At 38.1% G+C, this 24,894-nt stretch carries 20 protein-coding genes; 7 read left to right on the forward strand and 13 right to left on the reverse strand.

Going from position 1 to position 24,894, the window contains the following annotated elements; translation table 11 throughout:
- Window positions 1–20 precede the first annotated feature (20 nt).
- The 10 genes from CTY48_RS14655 to CTY48_RS14700 all read right to left on the reverse strand — a co-directional run bounded on the left by CTY48_RS14655 (window position 21) and on the right by CTY48_RS14700 (window position 13,749).
- A complete protein-coding gene (locus CTY48_RS14655; RefSeq protein WP_236354948.1) occupies window positions 21–707 on the reverse strand; it encodes a YoaK family protein in 687 nt (228 codons plus the stop codon).
- Window positions 708–796: 89 nt separating this feature from the next.
- Entirely contained in the window at window positions 797–2,740 is a 1,944-nt protein-coding gene (locus CTY48_RS14660) for a CDP-glycerol glycerophosphotransferase family protein (RefSeq protein WP_099469214.1), read from the reverse strand.
- Window positions 2,741–2,743: 3 nt separating this feature from the next.
- A complete protein-coding gene (locus CTY48_RS14665) occupies window positions 2,744–3,790 on the reverse strand; it encodes an acyltransferase (RefSeq protein WP_143452729.1) in 1,047 nt (348 codons plus the stop codon).
- 10 nt (window positions 3,791–3,800) lie between these two features.
- Window positions 3,801–5,663 carry a polysaccharide pyruvyl transferase family protein gene (locus tag CTY48_RS14670; protein ID WP_099469216.1) on the reverse strand — a complete coding sequence of 621 codons (1,863 nt, stop codon included), beginning with the start codon at window positions 5,661–5,663 and terminating at the stop codon, window positions 3,801–3,803.
- 9 nt (window positions 5,664–5,672) lie between these two features.
- Window positions 5,673–6,722: an NAD-dependent epimerase/dehydratase family protein gene (locus tag CTY48_RS14675; RefSeq protein WP_099469217.1), complete on the reverse strand. Its 1,050-nt coding sequence runs from the start codon at window positions 6,720–6,722 to the stop codon at window positions 5,673–5,675.
- On the reverse strand, window positions 6,723–7,457 hold the full coding sequence (locus tag CTY48_RS14680) for an IspD/TarI family cytidylyltransferase (protein WP_099469218.1): 735 nt from the start codon (window positions 7,455–7,457) through the stop codon (window positions 6,723–6,725).
- On the reverse strand, window positions 7,454–9,034 hold the full coding sequence (locus CTY48_RS14685; RefSeq protein WP_099469219.1) for a glycosyltransferase family protein: 1,581 nt from the start codon (window positions 9,032–9,034) through the stop codon (window positions 7,454–7,456). Before CTY48_RS14685 ends, CTY48_RS14680 begins: the two co-directional genes overlap by 4 nt.
- Before the next feature lie 500 nt (window positions 9,035–9,534).
- Window positions 9,535–9,759 carry a helix-turn-helix domain-containing protein gene (locus CTY48_RS20100; protein WP_408609855.1) on the reverse strand — a complete coding sequence of 75 codons (225 nt, stop codon included), beginning with the start codon at window positions 9,757–9,759 and terminating at the stop codon, window positions 9,535–9,537.
- Window positions 9,760–10,522: 763 nt separating this feature from the next.
- Window positions 10,523–12,337 (reverse strand): beta-glucuronidase, encoded by a 1,815-nt coding sequence (gene uidA / locus CTY48_RS14695; RefSeq protein WP_099469221.1) that lies wholly within the window; start codon window positions 12,335–12,337, stop codon window positions 10,523–10,525.
- A gap of 14 nt (window positions 12,338–12,351) precedes the next feature.
- A complete protein-coding gene (locus CTY48_RS14700) occupies window positions 12,352–13,749 on the reverse strand; it encodes an MFS transporter (protein ID WP_099469222.1) in 1,398 nt (465 codons plus the stop codon).
- A 192-nt stretch (window positions 13,750–13,941) separates the two neighbouring features.
- Between CTY48_RS14700 and CTY48_RS14705 the strand changes: the two genes are divergently transcribed.
- Entirely contained in the window at window positions 13,942–15,162 is a 1,221-nt protein-coding gene (locus CTY48_RS14705; protein ID WP_099469223.1) for a helix-turn-helix domain-containing protein, read from the forward strand.
- 16 nt (window positions 15,163–15,178) lie between these two features.
- On the opposite strand, the gene CTY48_RS14710 is transcribed toward CTY48_RS14705, so the two are convergent.
- The gene (locus CTY48_RS14710) at window positions 15,179–16,300 is read right to left on the reverse strand and encodes a PucR family transcriptional regulator (protein ID WP_099469224.1); all 1,122 of its coding nucleotides are present in this window, start codon (window positions 16,298–16,300) and stop codon (window positions 15,179–15,181) included.
- A gap of 169 nt (window positions 16,301–16,469) precedes the next feature.
- Between CTY48_RS14710 and CTY48_RS14715 the strand changes: the two genes are divergently transcribed.
- From CTY48_RS14715 to CTY48_RS14740, 6 genes are all read left to right on the forward strand, one after another.
- Window positions 16,470–17,075, forward strand: coding sequence for a cytidylate kinase-like family protein (locus tag CTY48_RS14715; protein WP_099469225.1), 606 nt, complete (start codon window positions 16,470–16,472; stop codon window positions 17,073–17,075).
- 112 nt (window positions 17,076–17,187) lie between these two features.
- Window positions 17,188–17,919, forward strand: a complete 732-nt coding sequence (locus CTY48_RS14720) for an amino acid ABC transporter ATP-binding protein (protein WP_099469226.1) — start codon at window positions 17,188–17,190, stop codon at window positions 17,917–17,919.
- Window positions 17,920–17,930: 11 nt separating this feature from the next.
- Window positions 17,931–18,629, forward strand: a complete 699-nt coding sequence (locus tag CTY48_RS14725; protein WP_099469227.1) for an amino acid ABC transporter permease — start codon at window positions 17,931–17,933, stop codon at window positions 18,627–18,629.
- A 74-nt stretch (window positions 18,630–18,703) separates the two neighbouring features.
- Window positions 18,704–19,651 carry a substrate-binding periplasmic protein gene (locus CTY48_RS14730; RefSeq protein WP_099469228.1) on the forward strand — a complete coding sequence of 316 codons (948 nt, stop codon included), beginning with the start codon at window positions 18,704–18,706 and terminating at the stop codon, window positions 19,649–19,651.
- A 39-nt stretch (window positions 19,652–19,690) separates the two neighbouring features.
- Window positions 19,691–20,821 (forward strand): iron-containing alcohol dehydrogenase, encoded by a 1,131-nt coding sequence (locus tag CTY48_RS14735; protein WP_099469229.1) that lies wholly within the window; start codon window positions 19,691–19,693, stop codon window positions 20,819–20,821.
- Between the two features lie 53 nt (window positions 20,822–20,874).
- Window positions 20,875–22,224: an aspartate aminotransferase family protein gene (locus CTY48_RS14740; protein ID WP_099469230.1), complete on the forward strand. Its 1,350-nt coding sequence runs from the start codon at window positions 20,875–20,877 to the stop codon at window positions 22,222–22,224.
- Window positions 22,225–22,332: 108 nt separating this feature from the next.
- Here the strand turns inward: CTY48_RS14740 and CTY48_RS14745 are convergent, their stop codons facing one another.
- Both CTY48_RS14745 and CTY48_RS14750 read right to left on the reverse strand, forming a co-directional pair.
- Window positions 22,333–23,070 carry an amino acid ABC transporter ATP-binding protein gene (locus tag CTY48_RS14745; RefSeq protein ID WP_331463184.1) on the reverse strand — a complete coding sequence of 246 codons (738 nt, stop codon included), beginning with the start codon at window positions 23,068–23,070 and terminating at the stop codon, window positions 22,333–22,335.
- Window positions 23,060–24,577 carry an ABC transporter substrate-binding protein/permease gene (locus CTY48_RS14750; RefSeq protein ID WP_099469231.1) on the reverse strand — a complete coding sequence of 506 codons (1,518 nt, stop codon included), beginning with the start codon at window positions 24,575–24,577 and terminating at the stop codon, window positions 23,060–23,062. The genes CTY48_RS14745 and CTY48_RS14750 overlap by 11 nt, the downstream gene beginning before the upstream one ends.
- Window positions 24,578–24,894: the final 317 nt, after the last annotated feature.

The raw sequence follows: 24,894 nt of genomic DNA on the forward strand, positions 1-24,894 counted from the left end.
CCCTCTGTTCTTTATCCAATCTACGCCTTACCGCAGACCATTTCTTCTTTCTGTTGTTTTACGGTCGCCACCGTTAAAAAAGTGAACGCGGTAATAAGTGGAAGTGCGCACAGCCAAATACCCGGCACTGCCCATTTAATCACTGCAACACAGCCAAGCCCTGCACCTAAATGGAAGGAGACAAGTGTAAACATGTAAAACTTAAACTTTCTCAGCTCTGCCGCATCCTTTGTTCGGCAGTACTCCGCCAAACCACAAACCGTCTGCCTTAAATTGTTAGTTGAGAAAATGGATGCACTATTATAGCCCTTTGCCCCGCTGAAGGTTCCCCACTGCAATCCTGTCATTGCAAATATTGGGTAAAGCGCAACAATCGAGTTCATTTTGGCGGGCAAAAATCCGGTAATCAAAATGCCTGCCAGCTCTGCAAGAATCGTAACATACCTCATATCAGCCTTGATATATTTCGGCAGCAAAAACGCTATAACCAATGTGCATATGTAGACAAGAAGGGCAAATACATGTATCAATAAATCACCGGCATTTCCACGTACCCCGCCTACCGTCAGATATATCATGTTTGCTGTTTGGGAGGAACCGAAATTTCCGCCCCGCTGCAGCAGCGCATATGCACCCAAAAATCCTCCGACAACCGACATATTATAATGTAAAATTAAATCTATTTCATCTTTTATCCATTTCAACATAATTAAATCTCCAATGTGCACAACAGAATATCTTCTTATTTGTAACACAGGAATTGCTAAGGGATACTCCCGAAATAACCAATGGGACCCTATTTCTCATTCAAGTTAATTTCTATCCGATTTTTCCAGCTATGATTAAGCGCCTCTTCCTGTAACGACAATTGTAACTTTTCATCATTACATCTACCCAAGGCTTCCGTTATGTTATTTACAGCCTCTGACACAGATTTGCTTCTATATACACCATCTATATCCGGCAGATTCGGCATGTCTGAAGTAATCACTTGCTTTCCACAGGCAAGATACTGATACAGCTCACTCGGTACTTTTTTCTGATGCCGTCCAAAGAACGGAAGAATCGCCACATCAAAACTATTAATCAAGTCCGGCAGTTCCTCATAAGTAGTTTGAACATAATGGAGATTTTCAAATCCATCTAACCAGACAGGATAGTCTCCATAAATATATCCAGCGAATATAATATCGCAATCAGAGTAAACTTCACAGATACACTGCACCATGGCAAAATAAATCCTGTTATCAATGGTGCCGGCAAAACCAATTCTTATCCTGTCTTTTGGAATACTGGTAACACTTGGGAGGAATCGGTCACAATCCACACCTCCCTGACAGAACAGGATCTGATGGTTCTGGTGTTGGTAGACCTGATAGTAAAACTCTAAATCCGCAATTTCATCAGAGCTTTGTCCTGTAAGTTGTCTATACTTTCCCGGAATCTCCCCTGTCACATACAGAAGTTTCTTTTCCTGTAAAATACGTTGTTTCTCCTCTTCCGAATATTTCTTCTGAGAATCAATCACTACAACATCACCTTCAACATATGGCTCTATCTGCTCAGCAATCGTTGGCATTTTATATATAGTCGGACAATGATATTCTTCAATCATATCAGAAATCGGCTTGTATTTTTGTATTACATCTAAACATCTCTTTGCCGCACCAGAATCCATATAATCAAATCTCTGACGTAATACAAATTGTCTTTCCAACTGATATTTTTCCGGTTGATTCATTGCCTCCCTCAGTCCACTCAACATAGTCTGAAAATCAAAGACCTTTTCTCCCGGCATATAATCTTCCACATGAGCAAAAACAAATCCTCTGTCACTAGTATACTCTTCGTAGTCCGGGATCAGATAAACAACAGGTCTGTCCAACAGCAAAAAATCATACGCAATGCTTGAGTAATCACTAATCATCACATCAAAGACATTTAAAATATCATAATATCGAATGTCATTATGAAAAAGCATTTCATCCGTCAGCTCCAGACACCTGTTATTGGTGTGAAACTCTCTTCCTGCAAAGGCCGTCTGCTCCACCGGATGTAATTTATAAATAATAGCCGCATGATTCTTCTCAAGAAATTCCAGCAGCTCATCATTCTTATAATCGGGAATACGAAATATATTATCTGAATATATGGTTCCAGAGTGAGAACTCATATTGGCTCTGAAAGACGGTGCAAAAAATATAAATTTGTCTATCCCAGCAATCCTTTCACCATAAATCCTATGAAGCAACTCCTTCCCCTTAGAATCAGACACCCCGTCCAATCGCGCTTGTCCTGTCACATAAATATGCCTCATATCAAAATGCAGCTGTGCCGCTAATTTAAAACGGTCATCCAGACTGTGAACACACATCAAATCCACTTTATCAAAGTAATCATGAAGCTTCTTAACATGCTTTGGATTCATTTCATAATTGTAATAATCATGCGCCTTGATACCACTGCCATGCCATAGATTCACCCATATCTGTCCTTCTCGTTTTCTTAAGGCAAGGAATGTATAGGAATTCATCACAACACAGTCAGCCTCATCTACTAACCTTTGCCCTTCAAGAGTATTATAAAGTGCACATCTAATTCCACGTTCCTTTATCACCTCCAAATACTCTGGGCGTTTCATAATCCAAGCTGTGTGAAATTCAGTGTTCTCATTAATATACTTCCATAACGCATATGAATTGCAGCTAAAATCCGGCTGTGACATAAATACAAACAGCATAATCTAATCACCCTCATTTTCTGTAAATTTTTTATATTGTGCATCCAGCATCTCCAGTTGCTTTGCTCCGCCTCTCCTGGTCCATGCAACATCTGTCTTAATGACTACTGCCGGATTCCCGGATACCACACAATTATTAGGTACACTTTTATTCACATGTGAATCGGCTCCGATAATTGCTCCGGTTCCTACTGTTACATTCTTTAAAATCGTTGCATTATATCCTATCCAAACATGGTCATGTATTAGCGTGCCATTATGGTTATTTATTTTCTTCATTGATTTTAAATCAAAAATAGCATGACCATCCTGAGCATGCAGTCCTACTCTATGGCTCAACATGCAATCCTTTCCAATTATAAGATAAGAATTTAAAGGACTGTAAAAATAATAGTCGTATCCGACTGTAGTTCCATCTCCTACTTCTAGCCGAGAATTTTCAATAACAAATAGCTGTCCGCCGCCAAAAAAAGTACAATTCTTACCAATACACAGTTCCCCGCCATCTAGTATTTTCCATCTTGTTATTTGCCCTATGTTTCCTGGGTTTATCCTCGTCCCCTCACCAATTTGAATCTTACAATTTTCACCAATGATTAAGGTAATATTATTTAACACTACGCTCTCTTCTATAACTAAGGTGCTGTTTTGGCCATTAAACTTTACAATAGCTCCCCCAAGATCTCCCACTATTTTATTTCCATTAATATCACAATACAACTTTCCATGATAGTTTCTTACCTCATTAGGAAAATATAAATAATCACTTTCTTCGTTGTATCCATAGTATCTCAATTTTTGTTCAATTTCCGCAAAATACGATGTACAAGTAACCACAACAAAAACTTCCTTTGCTCTTCCGTCAAGTACAGATGGATTAAAAACACTTGTTTTATTTTGTTTATCAGGGTTTACATCAACAACATATTTAATAACCCCGATATTCGTTTCTATAGCCTTCTTATAGAAACTGCATCCGTTTCCAGCCCCCCATAAAACAATATCTCTTCCGCTATATTTGTTTCTAATCAATTCAATAATAAAATCCAACCCATCCACCTTAATTATCCTCCAATTTTAACAAACCTTCCATGCACAGATAATCAGTACCCACATAATCAACTCCCATATTTAGCATTTTTTCTGCTTCTTGAAAGGAGTTTGTGTTAAATGCAAAAATTTTTTTATCGTTACACTTTGCTTGTTGAACAAGCCTTTCTGAAACAATCCCTTTTTGAAACGAGACACATTGAACATCCAAATTGCCGAGCTCTGAAAAAATCACTGGGCGAATGAATCCATCTGCCAGCATAGATGACGATATATCCAAAATAATACCAATACCTTCCATATGGCAGTTCACTACTTTTGCATCCTCTACAGTTGACACCCTTACAAAATGACCGTTTCGTAAATGATATTTGTCTGCACTTAAAATGCTGACTATCTTTTCCATCTGTTCTATGGTATTAGAACGTATATCAAATACAAAGGAAATATCCGGATATGATGATATAGCTTCAAACAAAGTTACAAAATCCGATGTTGGGTAATGTCCATAATATTTCATTTTCATAAACTCTCTATGAGTTGGAACGTCAGGAATTGTGTTACCATCTAACATTAATCCCAGCTTCTTATAAGTCGATTCATTCCAACCATTAACACAAACCAATTTATTATCAGATGATAATTTCAAATCAACTTCAAAATTTCTAAACCCATCATTGTAACCGTTCTCAAATGTAACTAAAGAATTCATCCCCGCATATTGATATTTATGTCCTCCCATTGCACTGGAAATCAAAGTTTCAGGCCATTCTTTTCTGCCCGCATTAATCTCTTTCTTGCTATTTTTCACGCAATATTTTTTCAGAAACAATACCAACGGTTCTTCTATATTAATTTTCTCTTTTTTACTTATATTAATTATGCCTTCTTCCATTGCTTGCATCATTTTATTAAATACAATATCAGCATCAAACATCGTCACATCTAAAAATCGCTTTTTATATCCTATGCTCTCTCCCCAGCGAACCATCTTATCGTTCCACACAAGTCCAATACTAGGCACATTCACAGCATAGGCTATAATATTCCCATGTAATCTTGTAGCTACAATTCCGCTGTACTCAGATATAGTTGTAACCAACTCCCAGACTTCCGCCGGTCGTGGAACAAGATACTCTTCACATTCTTCTTTCCCCAGATATGCCAACAACTCCCTATGAAACATATAATCCTGCAGCAGCCCATTTGAAAAAATCTGCCATTTGTATTCTGTTTCAGACTCTATTTTGTCAATGAGTTGTTTCCAAAACTCCAATTGATGTTCCCTAGAAAAACCTTTAACTCCATAATCCTCATAAAGTTCAGGCCTTGCAATCTGCAGACCTATGACTTTTTTTCTCTCACGTTCATCATTTATATGGTAAACTTCTGCAGCGAGTGATACCGGGTCCAGCACTTTCCTGCAATCCATATCTTTTCTTAGATAATGCTCCACAAACAAGTCATAGTCATCACGTATGGTAATCCCTTTGACACAAGCAGAATTAACGGCTTTTTTGAGAACCTGACAACGAGAGTCCGTTTCACTATATCCCTCTACTCCAACGCAATTAAAATAAATAGGAATATCATTTTTCTGAGCCACCTCTATGATTTCAGGTATAAACTCATAGAATAATTCCCGTTTATATTTAATCAAGCCTCCCCCTGCAAAAACAATGGCATCAGCTTTTTCTATGACCGCCATATCTCTGATATACATATTATAAAGATGAATATAATACTTCTCTATTCCTGCCATATCCAGAGATTCTTCCAAGATATATCTTGCACATTCCGCTATCGCCGGGTCTCCAAGATTACGATTTATGTATCCTACAAGAACTATATTAATTACTTGATCCTTTTCCATAGCTATCTTTTATTCCTTATTTTGATAATACTCAATCATTCTTTTGCCAGCATCTAATAATCCAAGCTTAGGTTCCCAACCTATTTTTCTAAGTTTCCCGGAAGAAATGCATACCTGTGAAACCACGCTTTTCACTGCTAGGTCCTTAGTTCTCGCTGCATAATCGTATTCTATGGCTTCAGCACTTCCTGAAATCAGCTCGGAAATTGTTTCAGCCAATTCTCTAACCGTAGCTTCTGCAGCTTCATTGCATACGTTATATACTTCTTTTGCTTCGCCTTTTGTCATTGCACAAAGCATACCAGTTATTACATCTGTGACATAAATAAAACTTCTCTTAGGCGTTCCGTCACCTTTTAAAATAATTTTTCCATCGGTCAGCATCTGGTTTATCATATTAATATGCAGACGTTCATCATCAAGGCCAATTCCCGGTCCCATGATTTGAGATGGTCTAGCAATCACATAATCAAGTCCTAATTTTCCATAACACATACACAGGCTTTCTGTAGCACGTTTCGCTGAAGCATATATATTTCTTGATGTCAAATGATCAATCACGCCTATGTCTGTCTCTTCATATCTCTTAAGCTCCGGGATATGTCCATATACATCTACACTCGAAATATACAGCACCTTGGCACCATTCCTTAACGCAATATCAGCCATATTCTTCATACCCATTACATTGGCATCAAAAACGGACATGGGATTATCCATTGTTATCTTTATTCCAGCCGGAGAAGCTGCATGTATTATATAATCTATTTTTTCATTCAGTTTCACTTCATCACATATATCCTGATACAGTATCTGAAAATCAGAACGCTTTAAATATTCTCCAAATCTTATATAGGCTTTATCCTTATTTCTACACAAAGCAACTACTCTTATATCAGAACCGAACAAATCATTCCTGCACAAAAATGTATGTATAAAAAACTGAGGAACATATCCATTGGCACCAGCAATCAGTATGGTCTTCCCTGTTAATTTACCCCAATCAATATAATCGGATGTAGCAACTGTTTTCGAATCCTCACTTACTATATTGTGCATTTAACAATCCTCCCTCTCTTCCCGAAGCAACTTGTTCTCCTGTTCAATAAATAGGGGGTAAAGTGCATTTACAATAGCCAGATCTTCAGGATAGGTTACTTTAATACAATATCTATCTCCCATTACCATGCCGCACTCCACACCTATATTTAACACAAGTTCGCTGTCTTCATTCACCTCAACTCGATTTTCATCATCCTGATAGCTTTTGTGAGCCTGGACAAGGACATTGAATCTGAAAATCTGCGGCCCTTGTTGAATAAACAATTTTTTCTTTTGCAGAGTTCTGTTAACTTCCTTACCATTATTGCTAAAAGTTATGGCATCTGTTGCTTTTATTACTGTAATACAGGCATCATATTCTTCTATGGCAGCATACAACTTGTTCATAGTTGCCTGAGATACAAACGGGCACACAGCCGTCATAATTATCACAGTATCTCTGGCTTTGGCTGGAATCGCCTGCACACCGCTGTATACAGATTCATATCTCTCTTTACCTGATTCAGCCAAATATCGAAACTTAGTAATATGAAATTCTTTCACCCATCTTTTTATTTCATCATGATAAGCCAGAGGTGCAACAATACAGATTTCATCAACATTCTTATTTTCCTCCGCTGTTTTCATGGAATAAGCAAGCATAGGATAACCTGTCAGCTCCACAAATTGTTTTGGAATATCTCCGTTAAATCTTACACCTTTTCCCCCGGCAAGAATCACTGCATAATTCATACATTTCCCCTTCTCTGCCCACAGCAGCAATCATATATTCTCTTTCCAACACACACCTGCTTGATTTCATCCGGTTCAGGAAGAAATTCAAGGCACTTCTTTTGATGTTCTGAAATCTGCACGAACTTACTTAAAAACAAATCTAGCAAATTAGAAAACACCTCATTAAAATAGTGTTTTTTATTCATCATCCTGAACATCGTTTCAACCGTCACCTCTTTATTTGAGATGCCATTAGGATATTTATAATCCGTAATCATAATCGGCTTTTTAGTAGCTAAATACAGTGCACTTAAGGAACCTCCTGCTCCGTAATAGCAGTCTGAAACAGCCACAGCTTGGTGCCACTCTGGCGTTTCATCCATAATAACCCAATCCTTCTTTATAAAATATTCTTTAAACTTTAAATATTCTTCTAATATCTGAGGACGCATGGATTTCATGCTTTCATATGTCAGAGGATGTTCTCTCCAAATAACTACATACTCTTTTGAGTATCGTTCAAATATCTTCTCTATTCTTTTTAAGTTCTCAACAAAATAATCACCATTATTTAAAATCAAACTAACATTTGTATTAAAAAAAATAACTTTCTTTCTGCCTTCACCACTGCCTATTTTCGCTTCCCATTGAAGCGGAATTCTCTTCGCTCCATCAGAAAACAGCTTGTCAAATTTAGGAGACCCTATACCCAATATTCTATTATCCTGATATGCCTTATCTGTATATTTCCCCGCCAGTTTGTGCTCTTCTGCCCATGCTATAAATTCTGTTACATATATTTTTTTCATTTCCTCAGATTGAACAATAACCTTGTCTGCATATATGACCCCTGGTAATGAAGCAAAATGCTTTATCTTGTCCACTTCAAACCTGTTCTCCAACTTGATTTCATGTAGCACAAAATAAGGAACATATACCAATTCGTCTGTATGCTTTTTTAATTCCCTGCAATAAAACTGTGGATAAACGCTTGTTGCAAAATTCCAATTATCATAGGGATTATGCACAAAGATAACATCCGGCCTATTCTCCTCAATCGAAAATTCCTGCCAGGATGTAATTGGAATATTTTCTGGAAAATCCTCTCCCTCGTAGTGATTTCTTCCAAAACTCCCATCTGGGTTCTTATCATAATACGGAATAGGGATAACATACACCTCACACATCGGATCTTCTTTTGCGGCGAAATAGATACTTTCCAGACTATCCCACATAGACGCCTTATATGGCAAAAAGACAATTATCTTTTTATCTTCCGGAAGCAAATATTGTATATCGCTCTCTATTGCGAATAAAAGCTTTCTTGTTTTCTTTAAAATTCTTTTCATTTCACAGCAATTCTCAGGCAGACTTAATTGATATACAAATTCACAGTACTCTTCCAGTTTATGTATCAAGTCTGATGTGTTTATATCTTTATATAAAAGTTCGATATAGTTTCCCAAGTCAACTGCCTGAGACTGACAGTCTGTAAGAACCTCCACATCAATTTGCTGTTTATTTTCAATTTCTTCATTTATTTTTTTGAAACTTCTTATTAATAAAATAAGACCTTCCTTTTTGATTCTTCCCATAAATTCCCCTCTTTGCAATAAGTTTCAGCTCTAGTAATATTCGTACCAGCTTCCTTTCTTAATGGCGCACTTATCATAAGGATTATTAATACATTTCTGTCCGTGGTAATTACCACTTTGCTCCTAACAAACTCAACACCATTTAGTGTAATTGATAACTGTACTCACATACCTCGCACGTATATTTTCCATTCATTCTTTTTCCCTAAATACCACTCTTTAAACATATATTTCCAATACCTTTCGAGTGTATCTAAAGCATTTTAATTCCATTTATCTGGTGCTTACACCTTTCCGTCCTCAGTATAGCACATCACTATTTCTTCTGCAATCATAAAGATACTGCTTGCGTTCTCGCGGTTTTATCCACAGCTCCCCTTGTTTTAGCATGATGTTATAAACAACTATGGGGGATTATGCAAAAAATTCTTTATCAAATATTAGTTCAAAAAACTTCATCAACATTTGATTATTATTTACTCTCCAAAGTATGCGATATATCAAAAAACGCTTCGTGGCATGTCTCCGTCAAAATATCGAAAATACTTCCTGATATAAAATGCCATCAAAAGGTCAAATTTTATTTTCGAATCATCTAACTCAGTTTCTAATAACTCTTTAATCTTTTTCATTCTATAGATAATGGTATTGCGATGGGTATGCATGACTGAAACCGACATTAAAAGATTACAATCAGATAATAAATATATTTTTAGGGTATTCATATACTCCGTACCATGTTCTATATCAAACTCTTCCAGTTTTCCCAAACCTTTTTTGCAAATCGCCTGAAGCCCTTCTGGGTCAGATGAAGAAAAAAGTATTTGAAAAATACCCAAATCGTCAAAATTAACTGATTGAATATTCCAAAATATCGCCCTTTTATAGCATTGGCTTATTTCAGCTTATGAAGCAAGACTCGTCAACTGCGTGGAACGATTAAACATGGGACCCGACGAGGCAAAAAAATGATTGCATCGGTTGATAAAGTCAGAGAATCTTATCACAGACACTACTGTGGTTATTCTATGTCTGACAAAGACTACAAAGACATTATGATAGTTTCGAGTCTGCTTGGAATAGATGAAACCTGCAATATCTTAACAGAAGTAATTCGTAAAAAGTTTAATCTTTCTAAATAATTTAGTTTTTTTAAACAAAACAAATATTACACAAACTTAATAAATGTTATTATTCAAGCAACGGAGCTTTCAAAAGAATATTGCGTAAATCACGGACTTATTATTGAAAGCGCAGGCGCTTACTCTAACGTCATCCGTTTTCTTTGCCCGCTTGTTGTCACAAATGCACAACAAGACAAAGGACTGGAGATTTTACAGGCTGCTATTGTGGCTTGTCGATAGTGCTACTCATATCCCTTATAAAGTGCGAGTAAACTCGCGCTTCCCTCTCTCTGATGCTTTCAATTTAAGTTGCTTTCCTACAAAAAACCTCTAATCCATTTCAGATCAGAGGTTTTTTAAAACCTTACTTTTTATAATCAAAATCCGGTATCTTATTCCATCTTTCTCTGAAATAATGTGCTGCAAGTTTTGGTTTTCGGTCTCTTGTGAAAAGTCCTTTCTTATTTCCCTGAACGCGCAGTAAGCTTTGGCTGGTTGCAAAATCTGCGAAATTCCATGCCTGTTCCCCCACTACAAATTCATACTCATCAAATACCTGATTGTTCATCTTATAGTACTCCACCTGGTATTCTTCTGTGTACATAACAGAGGTGGTATCGTGAAAGCCCATTACCGTATCTGCTCCATATTCGGTAAACAGCAACGGCTTTCCTATTTTGGACCATCTGTCAAGTTCTTCTCTCAAAGCTGCTTCCGGTCCTTCCAAATCAGGAGCACCTGCATACCAGCCATAATAGCGGTTTAAGCAAATGACATCACTTAGTGTTGAAGAGCAATCCTTTTCCGGACCATACTCTCCCATCTGGACGCTAACCAGAGTACATGGGCGATTCTGCGGATCTAGTTTTCTTGCAAGGGAATAAAGCGGTTCAAAATATTCATAAGCTCCTTTGGAGTAAGAATCAGGCTCATTCGCAATACTCCACATAACAACACATGCATGGTTTTTATCCCTTGCAATCAGGTCACGAACGACCTCTTTGTGATGTTCCTGTGTCTGTATTCCATTTTCTTTATCAAAGGTGCTGATTTTTTGTCCATTGAAATTTGCACCGCCGCCAAACTCAAGATTAACGCCAACTGCCGTTGTCTCATCAATCACTACGATTCCTTCCTCATCGCAAAGGCGCATCATTTCTTCGCTGTATGGATAATGGCTGGTACGGAAGCTATTCGCTCCCTGCCACTTCATAACGGATATATCTTTTGTATTCATCGGAAGATTGATGCCTCTTCCATTCGGGAATGTATCTTCGTGCTTTCCGTATCCTTTGAAATAAAAAGGCTTCTCATTAATCAGGAAATTAGTCCCATCAACACGAACGGTACGGATACCGTATGGCAATGTATAAACATCCTCTCCAAATGTCACCTTCACTTCATACAAGTAAGCATTTAGAGGCTGCCACAAATGTACATCCTTAATCTCCAAAGTTCCTTTTGTTCCTTCCGATGCGGCTACCAGCATTTTGTTTTTGTCAAATACCTCTACCTTACAGCTACCAGCACCAACGGTATCAATTTCATAACCAAGCGTTGCATCTACTCCCTTTACCTCCGGAACAATTGCAATATCTGAGATATAATTTTTAGGTGTCGTATAAATTTTTACCGGACGTGTGATTCCGCAATAGTTAAAGAAATCAAAATTAGGATTGTTCTGTGGCTTCTGAGGCACCTTAGAAGAAAAATTAACCAATCCGCCGCCCAGCATGTTGTTTTTACCGCCAACAGGAAGGGTTGAATAATCAATTACATTGTTTACAGCAATGGTAAGAAGATTATTTCCCTCCAACAACTTATCTGTGATTTCCACTTCAAAAGGAAGGAAGCCGCCCTTGTGTTCCGAAATCAGTGTTCCATTCAAATAAATATTGGCATGGTGAGTAACCGCCGCACAACGCAATACAATTCTCTGCGTTTTCATCATTTCCGGCATCGAAATCTGTCTCTGATAAAAGACCCAGCCATAATGGTCCCTGAATTCAGCTCCTTCCTTTAAATCATTATAGGAAGCAGGCACCGGCATGGTCATGGCATCCTCGAGGGGTGCCTTATACCAGCCTTCCGCAAATCCATTTCCGTTATCTAGTTTAAAATCCCACACTCCGCTCAAATCACTCAATATTCTTGACGGTGTCAAAATCGGATATAACATAATTTAATTCCTCCTTATTTTTCAACTCTACTTTTAATTTTATTTTTTAGAATTTCTGCATTTTTTTCCACTGTTTTCTTATTAAGCGGGTAAACAAATTTTAGTGCAAGAGACAGCAGGATGAAACCAACCGCCGGCACAAGACAGGTAATGTTATAAATACCATCAACAACGGTCTGATCAAAAGCAGTCAGGGATGTATAACCTATAAAAGAAAGCAGGCCGCCAACCAGACCAGAGGACAGTGCTTGCCCAAGTTTACGTGCAAATGAATAAACAGCATAAATTGTTCCGTCCGATCTTATTCCTGTTTTTACCTCCGAATCATCAATAACATCTGTAATCATTGCCCAACATACCAGATTAAATAAGGCAATTCCAATTGTTGACACCAAATAAAGTCCAACCCATATCCATACATTTTTTGTATGTAGAACAAAAGCAATCACAAGAGAGGCAGCTCCAATTGTAGTTCCAATCATTGCCAGCTCTTTCTTTCCGATTTTTTCTAAAAGCTTTACTGTAAAAGCGGACAAAACCAATGTGAGTACACTCTGAAGCAATAACGTTAACGATAAGGCTCCGGCATTGCCAAAATAATTCGGATAAATGTAGCTTCCCATTCCATTCAGTGTTAACTGTGCCAAAAGCAAGAGAAGTGCACAGATAATAATTCCAACCAACGCACGGTTTGCCAGTGTAACTTTTATAAGACCGGATAAGGAGAAACGCTCCGTTATTGTTTCCATTTTCACACGCTCTGTCGTCATATGATAGCAAATCATATAGCATACAACAGCGCCAACAGAACAGGCAAGAGCCGCAAAAAACATCTTTTCTCCTGAAAATGCCGTATTTCCGGACGCGTCTTTATAATATACCACCAGCGGAAGAACAACACCGATTACCGTACTCGCCAAGGTAGCTCCAATTGTACGGAAATTCGAAAGAGCTGCTCGCTCTCTTGGCTCCGCGGTGATAGCAGAGGCCATCGAACCATAAGGAATATTAACACCGGTGTAGCAGACGCTCCAAAGAGTGTAAGTAAAAACCAACCAAAAGATTTTAATCGGCATACTCATGTCTTGTAACCACACGGCATACATCAGAACCGATGCAACCGCTACCGGTCCGCACATTCTTCTTATCCATGGAGCAAACTTTCCCTTTGCCCCTGACTTGCTTCGGTCGCAGATCTGCCCCATTGCCACATCCGCAAATGCATCTACACACCTTACGAGCATCATGATAAAACCTACAACTCCTGCCGATACTCCCATAACGTCTGTGTAAAACTTTAATAAAAACATGGATGAAAGTATAAATGTGAAATCATTTCCGAAATCACCAAACATGTACCCCATCTTGTCAGTAAACCCAAAAGGCCTTACCTTTTTTGTTCCAGCATCCATAAAGAACCTCCTTTAATAACATCAACTGTTTTAAATCTAAATCCATTATATCAATGAGGATGCCAAATAATTAGTTTTATATTTTGTTTTAATATAACAATATTTATTTATGATTGATATTACAAAATATTTTGCTATATTAAATAAATATTATACAAATGCATATTAATGAAAGGGGAGTGACAAGCGGATATGACGATGATAGAATTTACGAGAAGCTTTTTAGGAGAAATCAAAATTCGCACAAAGCTTTTATCGTTTCCAATTGAATGGGATGGCAACAGCGAGTTTGACCTCGGATTAAGAAAAAACCTTCTGCAAAATTTGAATCAGTTTTCAAATACTTTTCCGGACCTAGAGCTAATCCTCCAGGAAAAACAAGGTATTTATATCGTGGAAGATTTATTTCATTGCAGTTACCTCATCTTTCCACTCCCTGATTCAGAAGAATACGATTTACTGCTTGCGGGACCGTTCATTTTTACCAATCCAACCGTAAATAGTATTCGGACACTGAATGAACAGCTAGGTATTCCCGAGCAGTATGAAACATTCATGAATCAGTATTTTTCATCTCTGCCGGTTATCCATGACAGAAATCTTTTACTTGCCTACCTGCAATGCTTTGGCAATAACTTTTATGAAATACCGGATTGCCAGATTAAACATTTGAAAGCAAAAAATGATTCCGGACTGTCCTTCAAAGAAGGTTCAAAAATTGACAGCAGCTCTGAAACCGCCAAGAACATAGAGGACCGATATAAAAAAGAAGAAAAATTAATGGACTATATTTCTGTGGGTGATTATGAAGAAGCAGAAAAACTGATGTTTAGCTCTGCCTTTGAACTGGAGCAAAGACTTTACGATACGCTGAGAGATCAAAAGAATTATCTGATTATTGCAAATACGCTTATGAGAAAAGGTGCACAGCGCGGAAATGTCCACCCTGTATATCTGGATGCACTTTCCAGCCGTTTGGCATTGAAGATAGAAGGTTTGAATTCTATTTCCGCCTGCGGTGATCTAAAAAAAGAAATGATAAAAAAATATTGTTTTTTAGTTCAATCTCATTCAACCAGAGATTATACGCCAGTTATTCAGAAAGTGATAAATTACATTTCAATGAACTTATCTTCCGATTTAAGCCTTTCACAGCTGGCTGCTGTCTTTTCGTTAAATCGCAGCTATCTCTCAAATCTGTTTACAAAAGAAGTGGGAACTACGCTGACTACCTTTGTAAACGAAAAGCGAATGGATCATGCTATTTATCTGCTCAATACAACCTATGACTCCATTCAGGATATTGCCGCCGCATGCGGGATATCTGAACTGGCTTATTTTTCAAAGCTTTTTAGAAAGAGCAAAGGTATGTCCCCGTCAGAATACCGGAAAATGCTTATGGAGCAAAACTGAGTAGTACACAGAAGCTTCAAAATATTGAAAAATACTCTCTGATATAAAAGGCCATCAAAAGGTCAAATTTTATTTTTGAATCATCCAGTTCACTATCTAGTAATACTTTAATCTTTTTCATTCGATAGATAATTGTATTGCGATGTGTATGCATGGCTGAGGCTGACTTTAAAAGGTTACAGTCAGATAATAAATATATTTTTAGGGTGTCCAGATATTCCGTATCATGTTCCATATCAAACTGTTCCAGTTTTCCCAAATACTTTTTAGAAATTGCCTGAAGTACTTCTGGGTTAGATGACGAAAAAAGTATTTGAAAAATACCCAAATCATCAAAATTAACCGATTGAATATTCCAAAATATAGCCGCTGCCAACGAAAACATCGCTCTTTTATAGCATTGACTGATTTCGACTAAAGAATCGATGGTATTACTGATTCCTATTATAATACTATCACAGAACAAAAGGACTTCAATCAATTCATTTAAGGAAAGGTCTGAAGTAGAGGTCATATAAATTAAAATCTTCCTGTTTTCATGCTCAAACAGATGGTATTTTAGCCTATGATGATTTAGCACAAACGTGATTCTAGTCATATTTTGCAGGTTTTGTATGGCTATCATCCGATACTGCGCATCGGTCGGGAAGCCATATTGGTTTAAAGAAAGAAGAATATTTTCATGGACCACATTTTGGTAGATTGCACCTTGAAAAGCAGCATTTAAATGCTCTGTACTTTGCGTATTGTGCAAAAGAATGCTGCAATAGTCCTGCATAATATCAATCAGATGAACTTCCCAAGGCATTGTAAATAAAGGAAAATGATTAATCTCACAAAACGCCTTGATTTCCTCTGTTATGTCGTCATCTTCCAAATATTTTCCAATGTTAATCAGTATACCACTGCAATTGCAAGTAACCAGAGAGCAAATAAATTCGCTAAGTTTTATGTTACTCTGAATAAACAAACCAGTTGTGATGACCAACTCTCCACCTTTTAAAAAAGATACATTCTGAATATCCTCTGCCAGATAAACCCAAGAAACCGAGTTCGTCAATCCTTGTTCCCCGCATTGAAGGGCAAGATTGTATTTTTCTTTTGCACAATCATACAAATCTACTACCTGTGCCTTCATAATCCATCCTCCTTTTATCGGTCATTATAATGGGTTAGTATAACACACATTGTACTCTGAGTACAATATTCATAATATTTTTTGGAGTAAATAGCCATTTCCCTTCTCCTCATTCCGAGCTATAATAAAAAAAACAGAAGGAGCATAAAAAAAGAAAGAGGTGTTCTGTATGAGTGAAAAATTTGTTATAACAATAGCAAGACAGTTCGGGAGCTTGGGAAGACCCATTGCAAGACTCATTAGCGAAGAATTAGGTATCGAATATTATGACAGAGATATTGTAGAAATGACCTCCAAAAATTTAAATCTTCCTGTTTCTGCCATCAGCAATGTGGAAGAAAGCGCAAAATCAGCATTTTTCAATATGAATTATCCACTGGGTATCGGTACGACTGCCATGCAAGACTCCATTTTTGATGCACAGCGTAAAATTATTCTCAATCTGGCAGAAAGAGAATCCTGTATTATCGTAGGACGTTGCGCCGATTATATTTTAAAGGGCTGCAAAAACATTATTAATATTTTTATTTATGCGCCTTACGAAGCAAGACTTGCCAATTGTGTTGAAAGACTAAATATGGGACCGGATGAAGCAAAAAAAATGATTGCATCCGTTGATAAAGCAAGGGAATCTTATCATAGACACTATTGTGGTTACTCTTTGTCAGATAAAGATTATAAAGACATTATGATAGATTCTAGTCTGCTTGGGGTGGAAGGAACCTGTGATATCCTAACAGAAGTTATCCAAAAGAAGTTTAACATCTCCAAATAAAGGTAACCGGCAAATAAATTAAATAAATATTACCATTCACGCAACGGAGCTTTTTAAAGAAAAGTCCGTTGCTTTTTATATTTGTTCACAGAAAGGAATAGAGGGTGAAGATATGGCATTAATCGAAATAAACAACTTATCTAAATGTTTTGATGATTTAGAAGTATTAATAGACGTTAATCTTTCTGTTGTGCAGGGAGAGGTGGTCGTTATCATCGGTCCATCCGGTTCTGGGAAAAGTACCCTCCTTCGCTGTATTAACCTTTTGGAGCAGCCAACGGGAGGCGAAATCAGATATTCGGGAGAGGACATTACACATCTTGGCAAAAAGGTGACCGACTTTCGAAAACGTGTAGGGATGGTATTTCAACGTTTTAACCTTTTTCCTCTGAAAACTGTATTGGAAAATGTAATGTATGCCCCTGTTAAGCTAAACAAAGTTCCGGCTGCCGAAGCAAAGGAGGCTGCTCTCGAACTACTTCGAAAGGTAGGACTTGAAAATAAAGCGAATTCTTATCCAGCTTCTTTATCGGGTGGTCAGCAACAACGTGTAGCAATTGCAAGGGCCTTAGCAATGAGGCCAGACATCCTGCTTTTTGATGAGCCTACTTCCGCTCTTGATCCTGAACTAGTGGGGGATGTTTTAGAAGTAATGAAGCAGCTTGCAAAAGAAGGAATGACCATGATTGTCGTTACACATGAAATGGGATTTGCAAAAGATGTTGCGGATCGAGTTATCTTTATGGATGGCGGTTACGTCATAGAGGAAGGTGCTCCAGCCGATATTTTCACACAGCCTAAGAATGAACGAACCAAGTCATTCTTAGCCAGAGTTTTATCATAGGAGGAATTCATATGGAATTACATTTTAAAAAAGCTTTCGACACTCTGGGCCCTAGCCTGCTGGGTGGAATTGGAATTGTAGTTTATATCACGCTAGTCGGATTTGCCTGCGCACTTATTGCAGCATTACTCATCGCAATCGGACGGCTTTCTAAAAATAAAATTTTAAGTGGTTTTTTGGCTATTGTGCTTGAGTTAATTCGTGGTACACCACTATTGGTTCAATTCTTTTATATTTATTATGTTGTTCCGGTACTGTTAAATGGCTTACTATCCACCCTTGGATACAAAGCAAACATTCAGCTAGAAGCAGCTACATGCGGAATTATCGGCTTTGCAATTAACTATGGCTGTTATATGTCGGAGGTTATTCGCTCGGCAATACTTTCTGTTGATCCTGGTCAACGTGAAGCAGGTCTTGCTCTTGGGTTTAGTGAACGTCAGGTATTATTCTGCTTCATTATTCCTCCTGCACTGCGCAACTCAGTTCCAGTATTCGGAAATTATCTTGTTATGTTAATTAAAGATACTTCCTTACTCGCCATGATTTCCGTGCAAGAGCTTCTTCTTCGAACAAAAACCTTCGCTTCGCAGACTTTCCTTACTGTAGAAGCCTATACGCTTCTTGCTCTCATCTATTTACTATTAAGCATACCATTATCGCAGCTTAGCAAAATTATAGAAAAAAGGATGAAACGCTCTCGCTCCTAATGGGGAAGTTTCCTTTTCCTAATCAATTTGTTGCACTATAAATTAATTATATAAACAAGGAAGGAAGTAAAATTATGAAAAAATTTATGAAGAAAAGACTAATGACCTTATTATTTACCTTATTACTATCCCTTGCAATGCTGGCAGGCTGTAGTACAAAGGAAAACGAGGAAGCCAGCACAGCTGATACTTCTACACAAGACGCCTCCACTACTGATGCTTCTTCTGAGGATGCCGAGGAGCAGTCCACGACTGGTGAATCCGATTTACTAAAAAGCATTAAGGAGCAAGGTTATATTGTAATTGGCTCCTCGAATGATGCACCTTTTTGTTATATTGACGTTGAAACCGGAGAATTAAAAGGAATTGATATCGAAATCTTAAAAGAAATTTGTAATCGTCTCGGAATACCGGACATTCAAATGAAGATAGTTGACTTCTCTAACCTTTTAGTTGAGCTAAATAACAACAACATCGATATGGTTGTAGATGCTATGTATGTAAAAGAGGAAAGACTTCAGATTGCCGCCTTTACTGACAAATGGTATCAGGAAGGTGAAGCTGTTGTTATTCCTGCCGACTCTACCATTACAAGCAAGGAGGACTTAAAGGATAAAACAATTGGCGCACAGCCTGGCACAACCTTTTATGAGACCGCACAGGCATGGCTAGATGAGGGAAAAATTGCAAAGCTTGATGCCTATGATAGTCAGGCAACCTTAATGACTGCAGTCAATATGGGAAAAGTGGATGCTGTTGTCACGGATGGAATTGTTGCCGGATATACACTCTCTACAGACAGCTCCTTAAATTTGAAGCTTCTGTCTCCTTACGAAGCTGAGGCAAGCGGTCAGATTGGTGCAGCAGTACGCTTTGATGACAAGGCTTTTCTTGAGGAAGTTAATACTGTTTTAAATGAAATGAAAGAAGATGGCAGCCTACTCGCTATTCTTGAAAATTATGGACTGACAGAAGATTATTTTGTCGACGTAGAGGCTGGTAAAACAACAAATGTAAAATAGCTATAACGTTTCAGCACGATAGAAACAGGAGGTTTTTAAATGGAATTTCAATACTATCTGCCAGTAAACCTGGTGTTTGGACGCGGTAAGTCCGATTTAATTGGAGAAAAGGCCGCAACTTTAGGGAAGCATGCTCTTATTGTCACTGGAGGGCAAAGCACCAGAAAGTCTGGCTTACTTGCCAGGGCAGAAAAATTATTGGCAAAAAGCAATGTGGCCTATACCCTTTTTGATCAGGTAACACCAAATCCTCTTACCACTACGGTATATGACGGTGCAAAGCTGGCGATAGAAAACGGCTGCGACCACGTCATCGCATTAGGTGGAGGAAGCAGTTTGGATGCCGCAAAGGCAATTGCTTTTCAAGTTGTCAATGGTGGGGATATCACAGAATATATTTATGGTAAAAAAACCAGTGACAAAGCACTTCCTGTTATCGCCGTTCCAACGACCTGCGGCACAGGAAGTGAGGGCAATGGCTTTGCCGTTATGACAAACCCAGATACACTAGACAAAAAATCACTGCGCTGCTCTGCTATTGTTCCGGCCTACTCTATCATTGACCCCTTTCTTATGCAGACAATGCCAAAAGACACCTTAGCCTCTGTAGGTTTTGATGCCCTATGTCATAACATAGATGGATATATTTCCACGATTGCGCAGCCACTCACCAACATCCTGGCGCTGGAAGGTGCCAGACTTGCCATTGGCAGCTTAAAGAAGCTTTACCAAGGCAACGGCAATGAGAGTAACTGGGATGACTTATGTATGGCAAGCACCTTAGGCGGTATGGTTATTAATACCGCCGGTGTTACCGCACTTCATGGCTTAGAGCATCCTGTCAGCGGCCTAAGAAACGCCGTACATGGGAGAGGTTTGGCAGCACTTGCTCCTTTTGTCTATGAAGCATCTATTTGCGGAGCACCAGAAAAATTTTATCTTCTCTCAAGGCTTCTTGGGGGCAATGATGAAAATGATTTTGTTGCAAAATTAAAGGAACTTCTTGCTGACCTTCATCTAACCGAAACACTTCGGGATATGGGGATTGAAAAAAACGATGTAGACTGGCTCACGCAAAACTGCTGCAAGGTATCCGCTCCAAGCATTGCAAATCATCCTGTCGTTTTCACACCTGACGAGATTAAGCGCATTTATCTTTATGCCCTTTAACAATTTTTAACCACTACTGAAACGTGCATCACAGCACAGAAATGGAGATTATTATGCTAAAAGATTCTTTACCAAATATTAGTACTCCTTTACCAGGTCCAAAAGCTTCTATTATTTTGGCAGACAGAAAAGAGCACGTACCAAATGCAATCACATCCGTATATCCTTGTGTCATCAGCCGTGGAGAAGGGGCTATGATTGAAGACATAGATGGCAATCTATTCCTCGACTGGGTAGGCGGTGTGGGCGTCTTAAATATAGGATATAGCCACCCTGAGCTGGTTGAAGTCGTAAAGGAACAGTCTGAAAAATATTTTCATGCTATGATGAATATTGTCACCCATGAAGGTTACATCAAGTTAGCTCAAAAAATGAATGAAATCGTACCTGTCAAAGGAGCAAAACGAAAAACCATGTTTGCTAACTCTGGCGCAGAAGCAATTGAAAACGCAGTTAAGATAGCAAAATCCTATACTGGCAGACCGAATATCATTGTATTTTCCGGCGCATTTCACGGAAGAACTCTTCTCTCTGCTACGATGACCGCCAAAAAAGCTTATGCCGTAGGGCTCGGTCCTTTCCCTGACGGAATTTACCGTGCAGAATTTCCTTATTTGTATCGAGCACCTAATTTTAACACAGAGGACGATGCAATCACTTATTATATTGAAAAACTGATGAAAGTATTTGATGAAGCATCTCCTGCTGAATACGTTGCCGCAATTGTAATGGAACCAGTACAAGGCGAAGGCGGATTTATTCCCGCACCAATTGGATGGGTAAAAGCAGTCCGAAAAATATGTGATGAGAATGGAATTTTGCTAATTGCCGATGAAGTTCAAACTGGATTTGCACGTTCCGGAAAAATGTTTGTATCCAATTACTGGGGAGAGGCCGGATGCCCTCCCGATATTTTAGCATCTGCCAAATCCATCGCTGCCGGTATTCCGTTGAGTGCCATCACTACTTCCAACGAAATATTTGATGGTGTTAAAAACGGTATTATCGGCGGTACTTACGGCGGAAATGCGCTGGCCTGTGCCTCTGCCCTAAAGGTCATTGAAATTATTGAAAGAGATCACCTATGTGAACGTTCCCTTGAAATTTCCCAGAAATTAGAGAAGGAATTTCATTCCTGGTTAGATAAATACGAGGAAGTTGGCGACATTCGAGGCATTGGTTGTATGATGGGTATTGAATTTGTGACGGATAAAAAGTCCAAGAAACCGAATTCTAAAATTGTTTCAGACATCGTACAGTATTGCGTAAATCACGGACTTATTATTGAAAGCGCAGGCGCTTACTCCAACGTCATCCGTTTTCTTTGCCCACTTGTTGTTACAGATGCACAGCTAGACAAGGGGATGGAAATTTTACAAGCTGCTATTGTGGCTTGTAGATAGTTTGTTATTCATATCTTCGAACAAAGTATGCTTCGCAAAAAACCTCTAAATTGAGTACTATTACTACATCAATTTAGAGGTTTTTTGCTTTGATTATATCTTATTGTGTTATTCTAACACTTTTGATAAAAACTCTTTTAATCTAGGATTTTGAGGATTTTCCAATACTTCTTTTGGTTTTCCGTCTTCTGCAATCAATCCGTTTTCCAAGAAGATAACACGGGAAGCCACCTCTTTGGCAAATCCCATCTCATGTGTTACACAAATCATCGTCATTCCGGATTTTGCCAATTCCTTCATTACTTCCAGTACCTCTTTGACCATTTCCGGATCTAGTGCCGATGTAGGCTCATCAAACAGAATTACATCCGGTTCCATGGCAAGTGCCCTGCAAATAGCGGCTCTCTGCTTTTGACCTCCTGAAAGCTGCTGCGGATATTGTGCTGCTTTGTCTGCTAGTCCTACTCGTTCTAACAAACTAAGTGCCTTCTCCTCTGCTTCTCCCTTTGACTTTTTCTGTAATTTAATTGGTCCAAAACTAACATTTTCTAAAATAGTCATATGCGGGAACAGATTAAACTGCTGAAAAACCATCATCATTTTCTGTCTCTGCTCATTTAAATTTGATTTGTTGTTAGTCAATTCTTCCTTTTCAAAAAAAACCTGACCTTGCGTTGGCTCTTCGAGCAGATTCATGCAACGCAATAACGTTGACTTTCCGCATCCGGATGGACCAATCAAAACGACCACTTCCCCTTTTGTAATCGTTAAGTCAATTCCATTTAATACATCTAAGTCTTTATAAGATTTTTTTAAATTCTTTACCGTAATAATATTATTTTCCATCCGTCCGTAACTTCCTTTCCATTGCGCTTACACATGCAGTTAAAATAACAACAATGCATAAATATACCAGAGCAACAGCTATAAGCGGCAAGAACGCTTCAAAGGTTCTGCTTCGAATATAATCTCCGCCTCTCGTTAAATCCATAATTCCTATGTATCCGGTAATTGCGGTTTCCTTTAATAATACAATAAATTCATTACCAAGTGCCGGCAATACATTTTTCACCGCCTGCGGCATGATAATATATCGCATAGTCTGCGGATAAGAAAGTCCCATACTTCTGGCTGCTTCAAACTGCCCAGGGTCAATCGAATTGATACCCGATCTGACAATTTCTGCAATATAAGCGGATGAGTTTATACCGAATGCAATAACTGCAATCAATACCTTATTCATATCTGACGATGCAAAAACAACATAATAGATAATCAGCAACTGAATCATCGTAGGGGTACCACGAATTATTGTCAAATACCCTTTCAGCAACAGATTGAGCAATTTATATTTACCGGTGCTGTCACATGCGGTTCTCAGAATACCTACCAAAAATCCAACCACTACACCTAAAATAATTGCAAGTATGGTAATTTCCAAAGTGGTTAGCAATCCTTTTACAATGTACATATAGCGGTTATCATCTATAAAATTATTGTAAATCTTTTGTTTCAAGGATGTGATCGTATTGCTCTCTCCGTTTCGAACTACAATTACCTGTGTTGATGTGGTATAAGAATCTGTAAAATCTATACTTTGGAGACGTTCCTCCGTTACAGTCATTCCGGCTATTCCAATATCTGCCTTTCCTGATTGCACTGCATTGATAATCGCATCAAATTCTATATTCTCCACTTTAAGATCCATTCCAATTAAGTCACAAATAGCTTGTGCTAAATCGATATCGATGCCGACTATCTCTTCTCCCTGCATATACTCATATGGTTCAAATGTTGCATTCGTTGCAACTACCAAAGTTCCGTTGGTACGTTCTACCGTTGTATCTTTTTCATATGGATATTGCCCCTTAGTGCTGTCTCCGATATAATTTTGTATAATTCTTTCTATTGTTCCGTTTTCATTTAACGTCGCAATCGCCTGATTGATTTTTTCTTTTAACTCTGTATTCTCTTTTGAAATACAGATAGCATAATCTTCCTGAGTAAATTCATCCTCCAAAGCAGATAAATCCGTGTTATTATTCAAAAAAGCTTCTGCCGGCGCTTTATCCACAACAATACAGTCTACTTTCCCCTGCTTCAGTGCCTGTATTGCATCTGCCGCCTTCGTATAACGCAAAATTGTAGAGCCTTCGCTTTCATAGTCTGACACATATAAATCTCCTGTTGTTCCTAATTGAACACCTATCGTGGCGCCAGCCAAATCATCTGCGTTTGATACCGGTGATTTTCCAACACTATTGCTTCCGCATCCACTAAGCAAAAATGTTGCTGAGAGCATGACAATAAGCATTATCATGCCTAAAGCCTTGCGTTTTATAAGTCTCTTCATTAATTTCAAATCCTCCTTGTGACAATTGTTTTATTCCTGTAATTTTAAATATTGCATATAATCTCAACATTCCATTTCAAAAAATTTCAATTGATTCATTGGATAAAATCAACTTCAATCCTTATAAACAATATCTCATACTAGTTGATTATATCTGTTCATGCATGATTATTCAAGATATAATATTAAAAATACAATTATGAATTTGAAATGCTTAGACAAAATTACAATTATGTCTATTGGTGGATAAATAAGATATATTGTTGATTGATTATAAATCTAAAGATGATAGAATAAATGAAATAGACATATGTCTA

Source organism: Konateibacter massiliensis (assembly GCF_900184995.1).
Taxonomy (GTDB): Bacteria; Bacillota; Clostridia; order Lachnospirales; family Lachnospiraceae; genus Lachnotalea; species Lachnotalea massiliensis.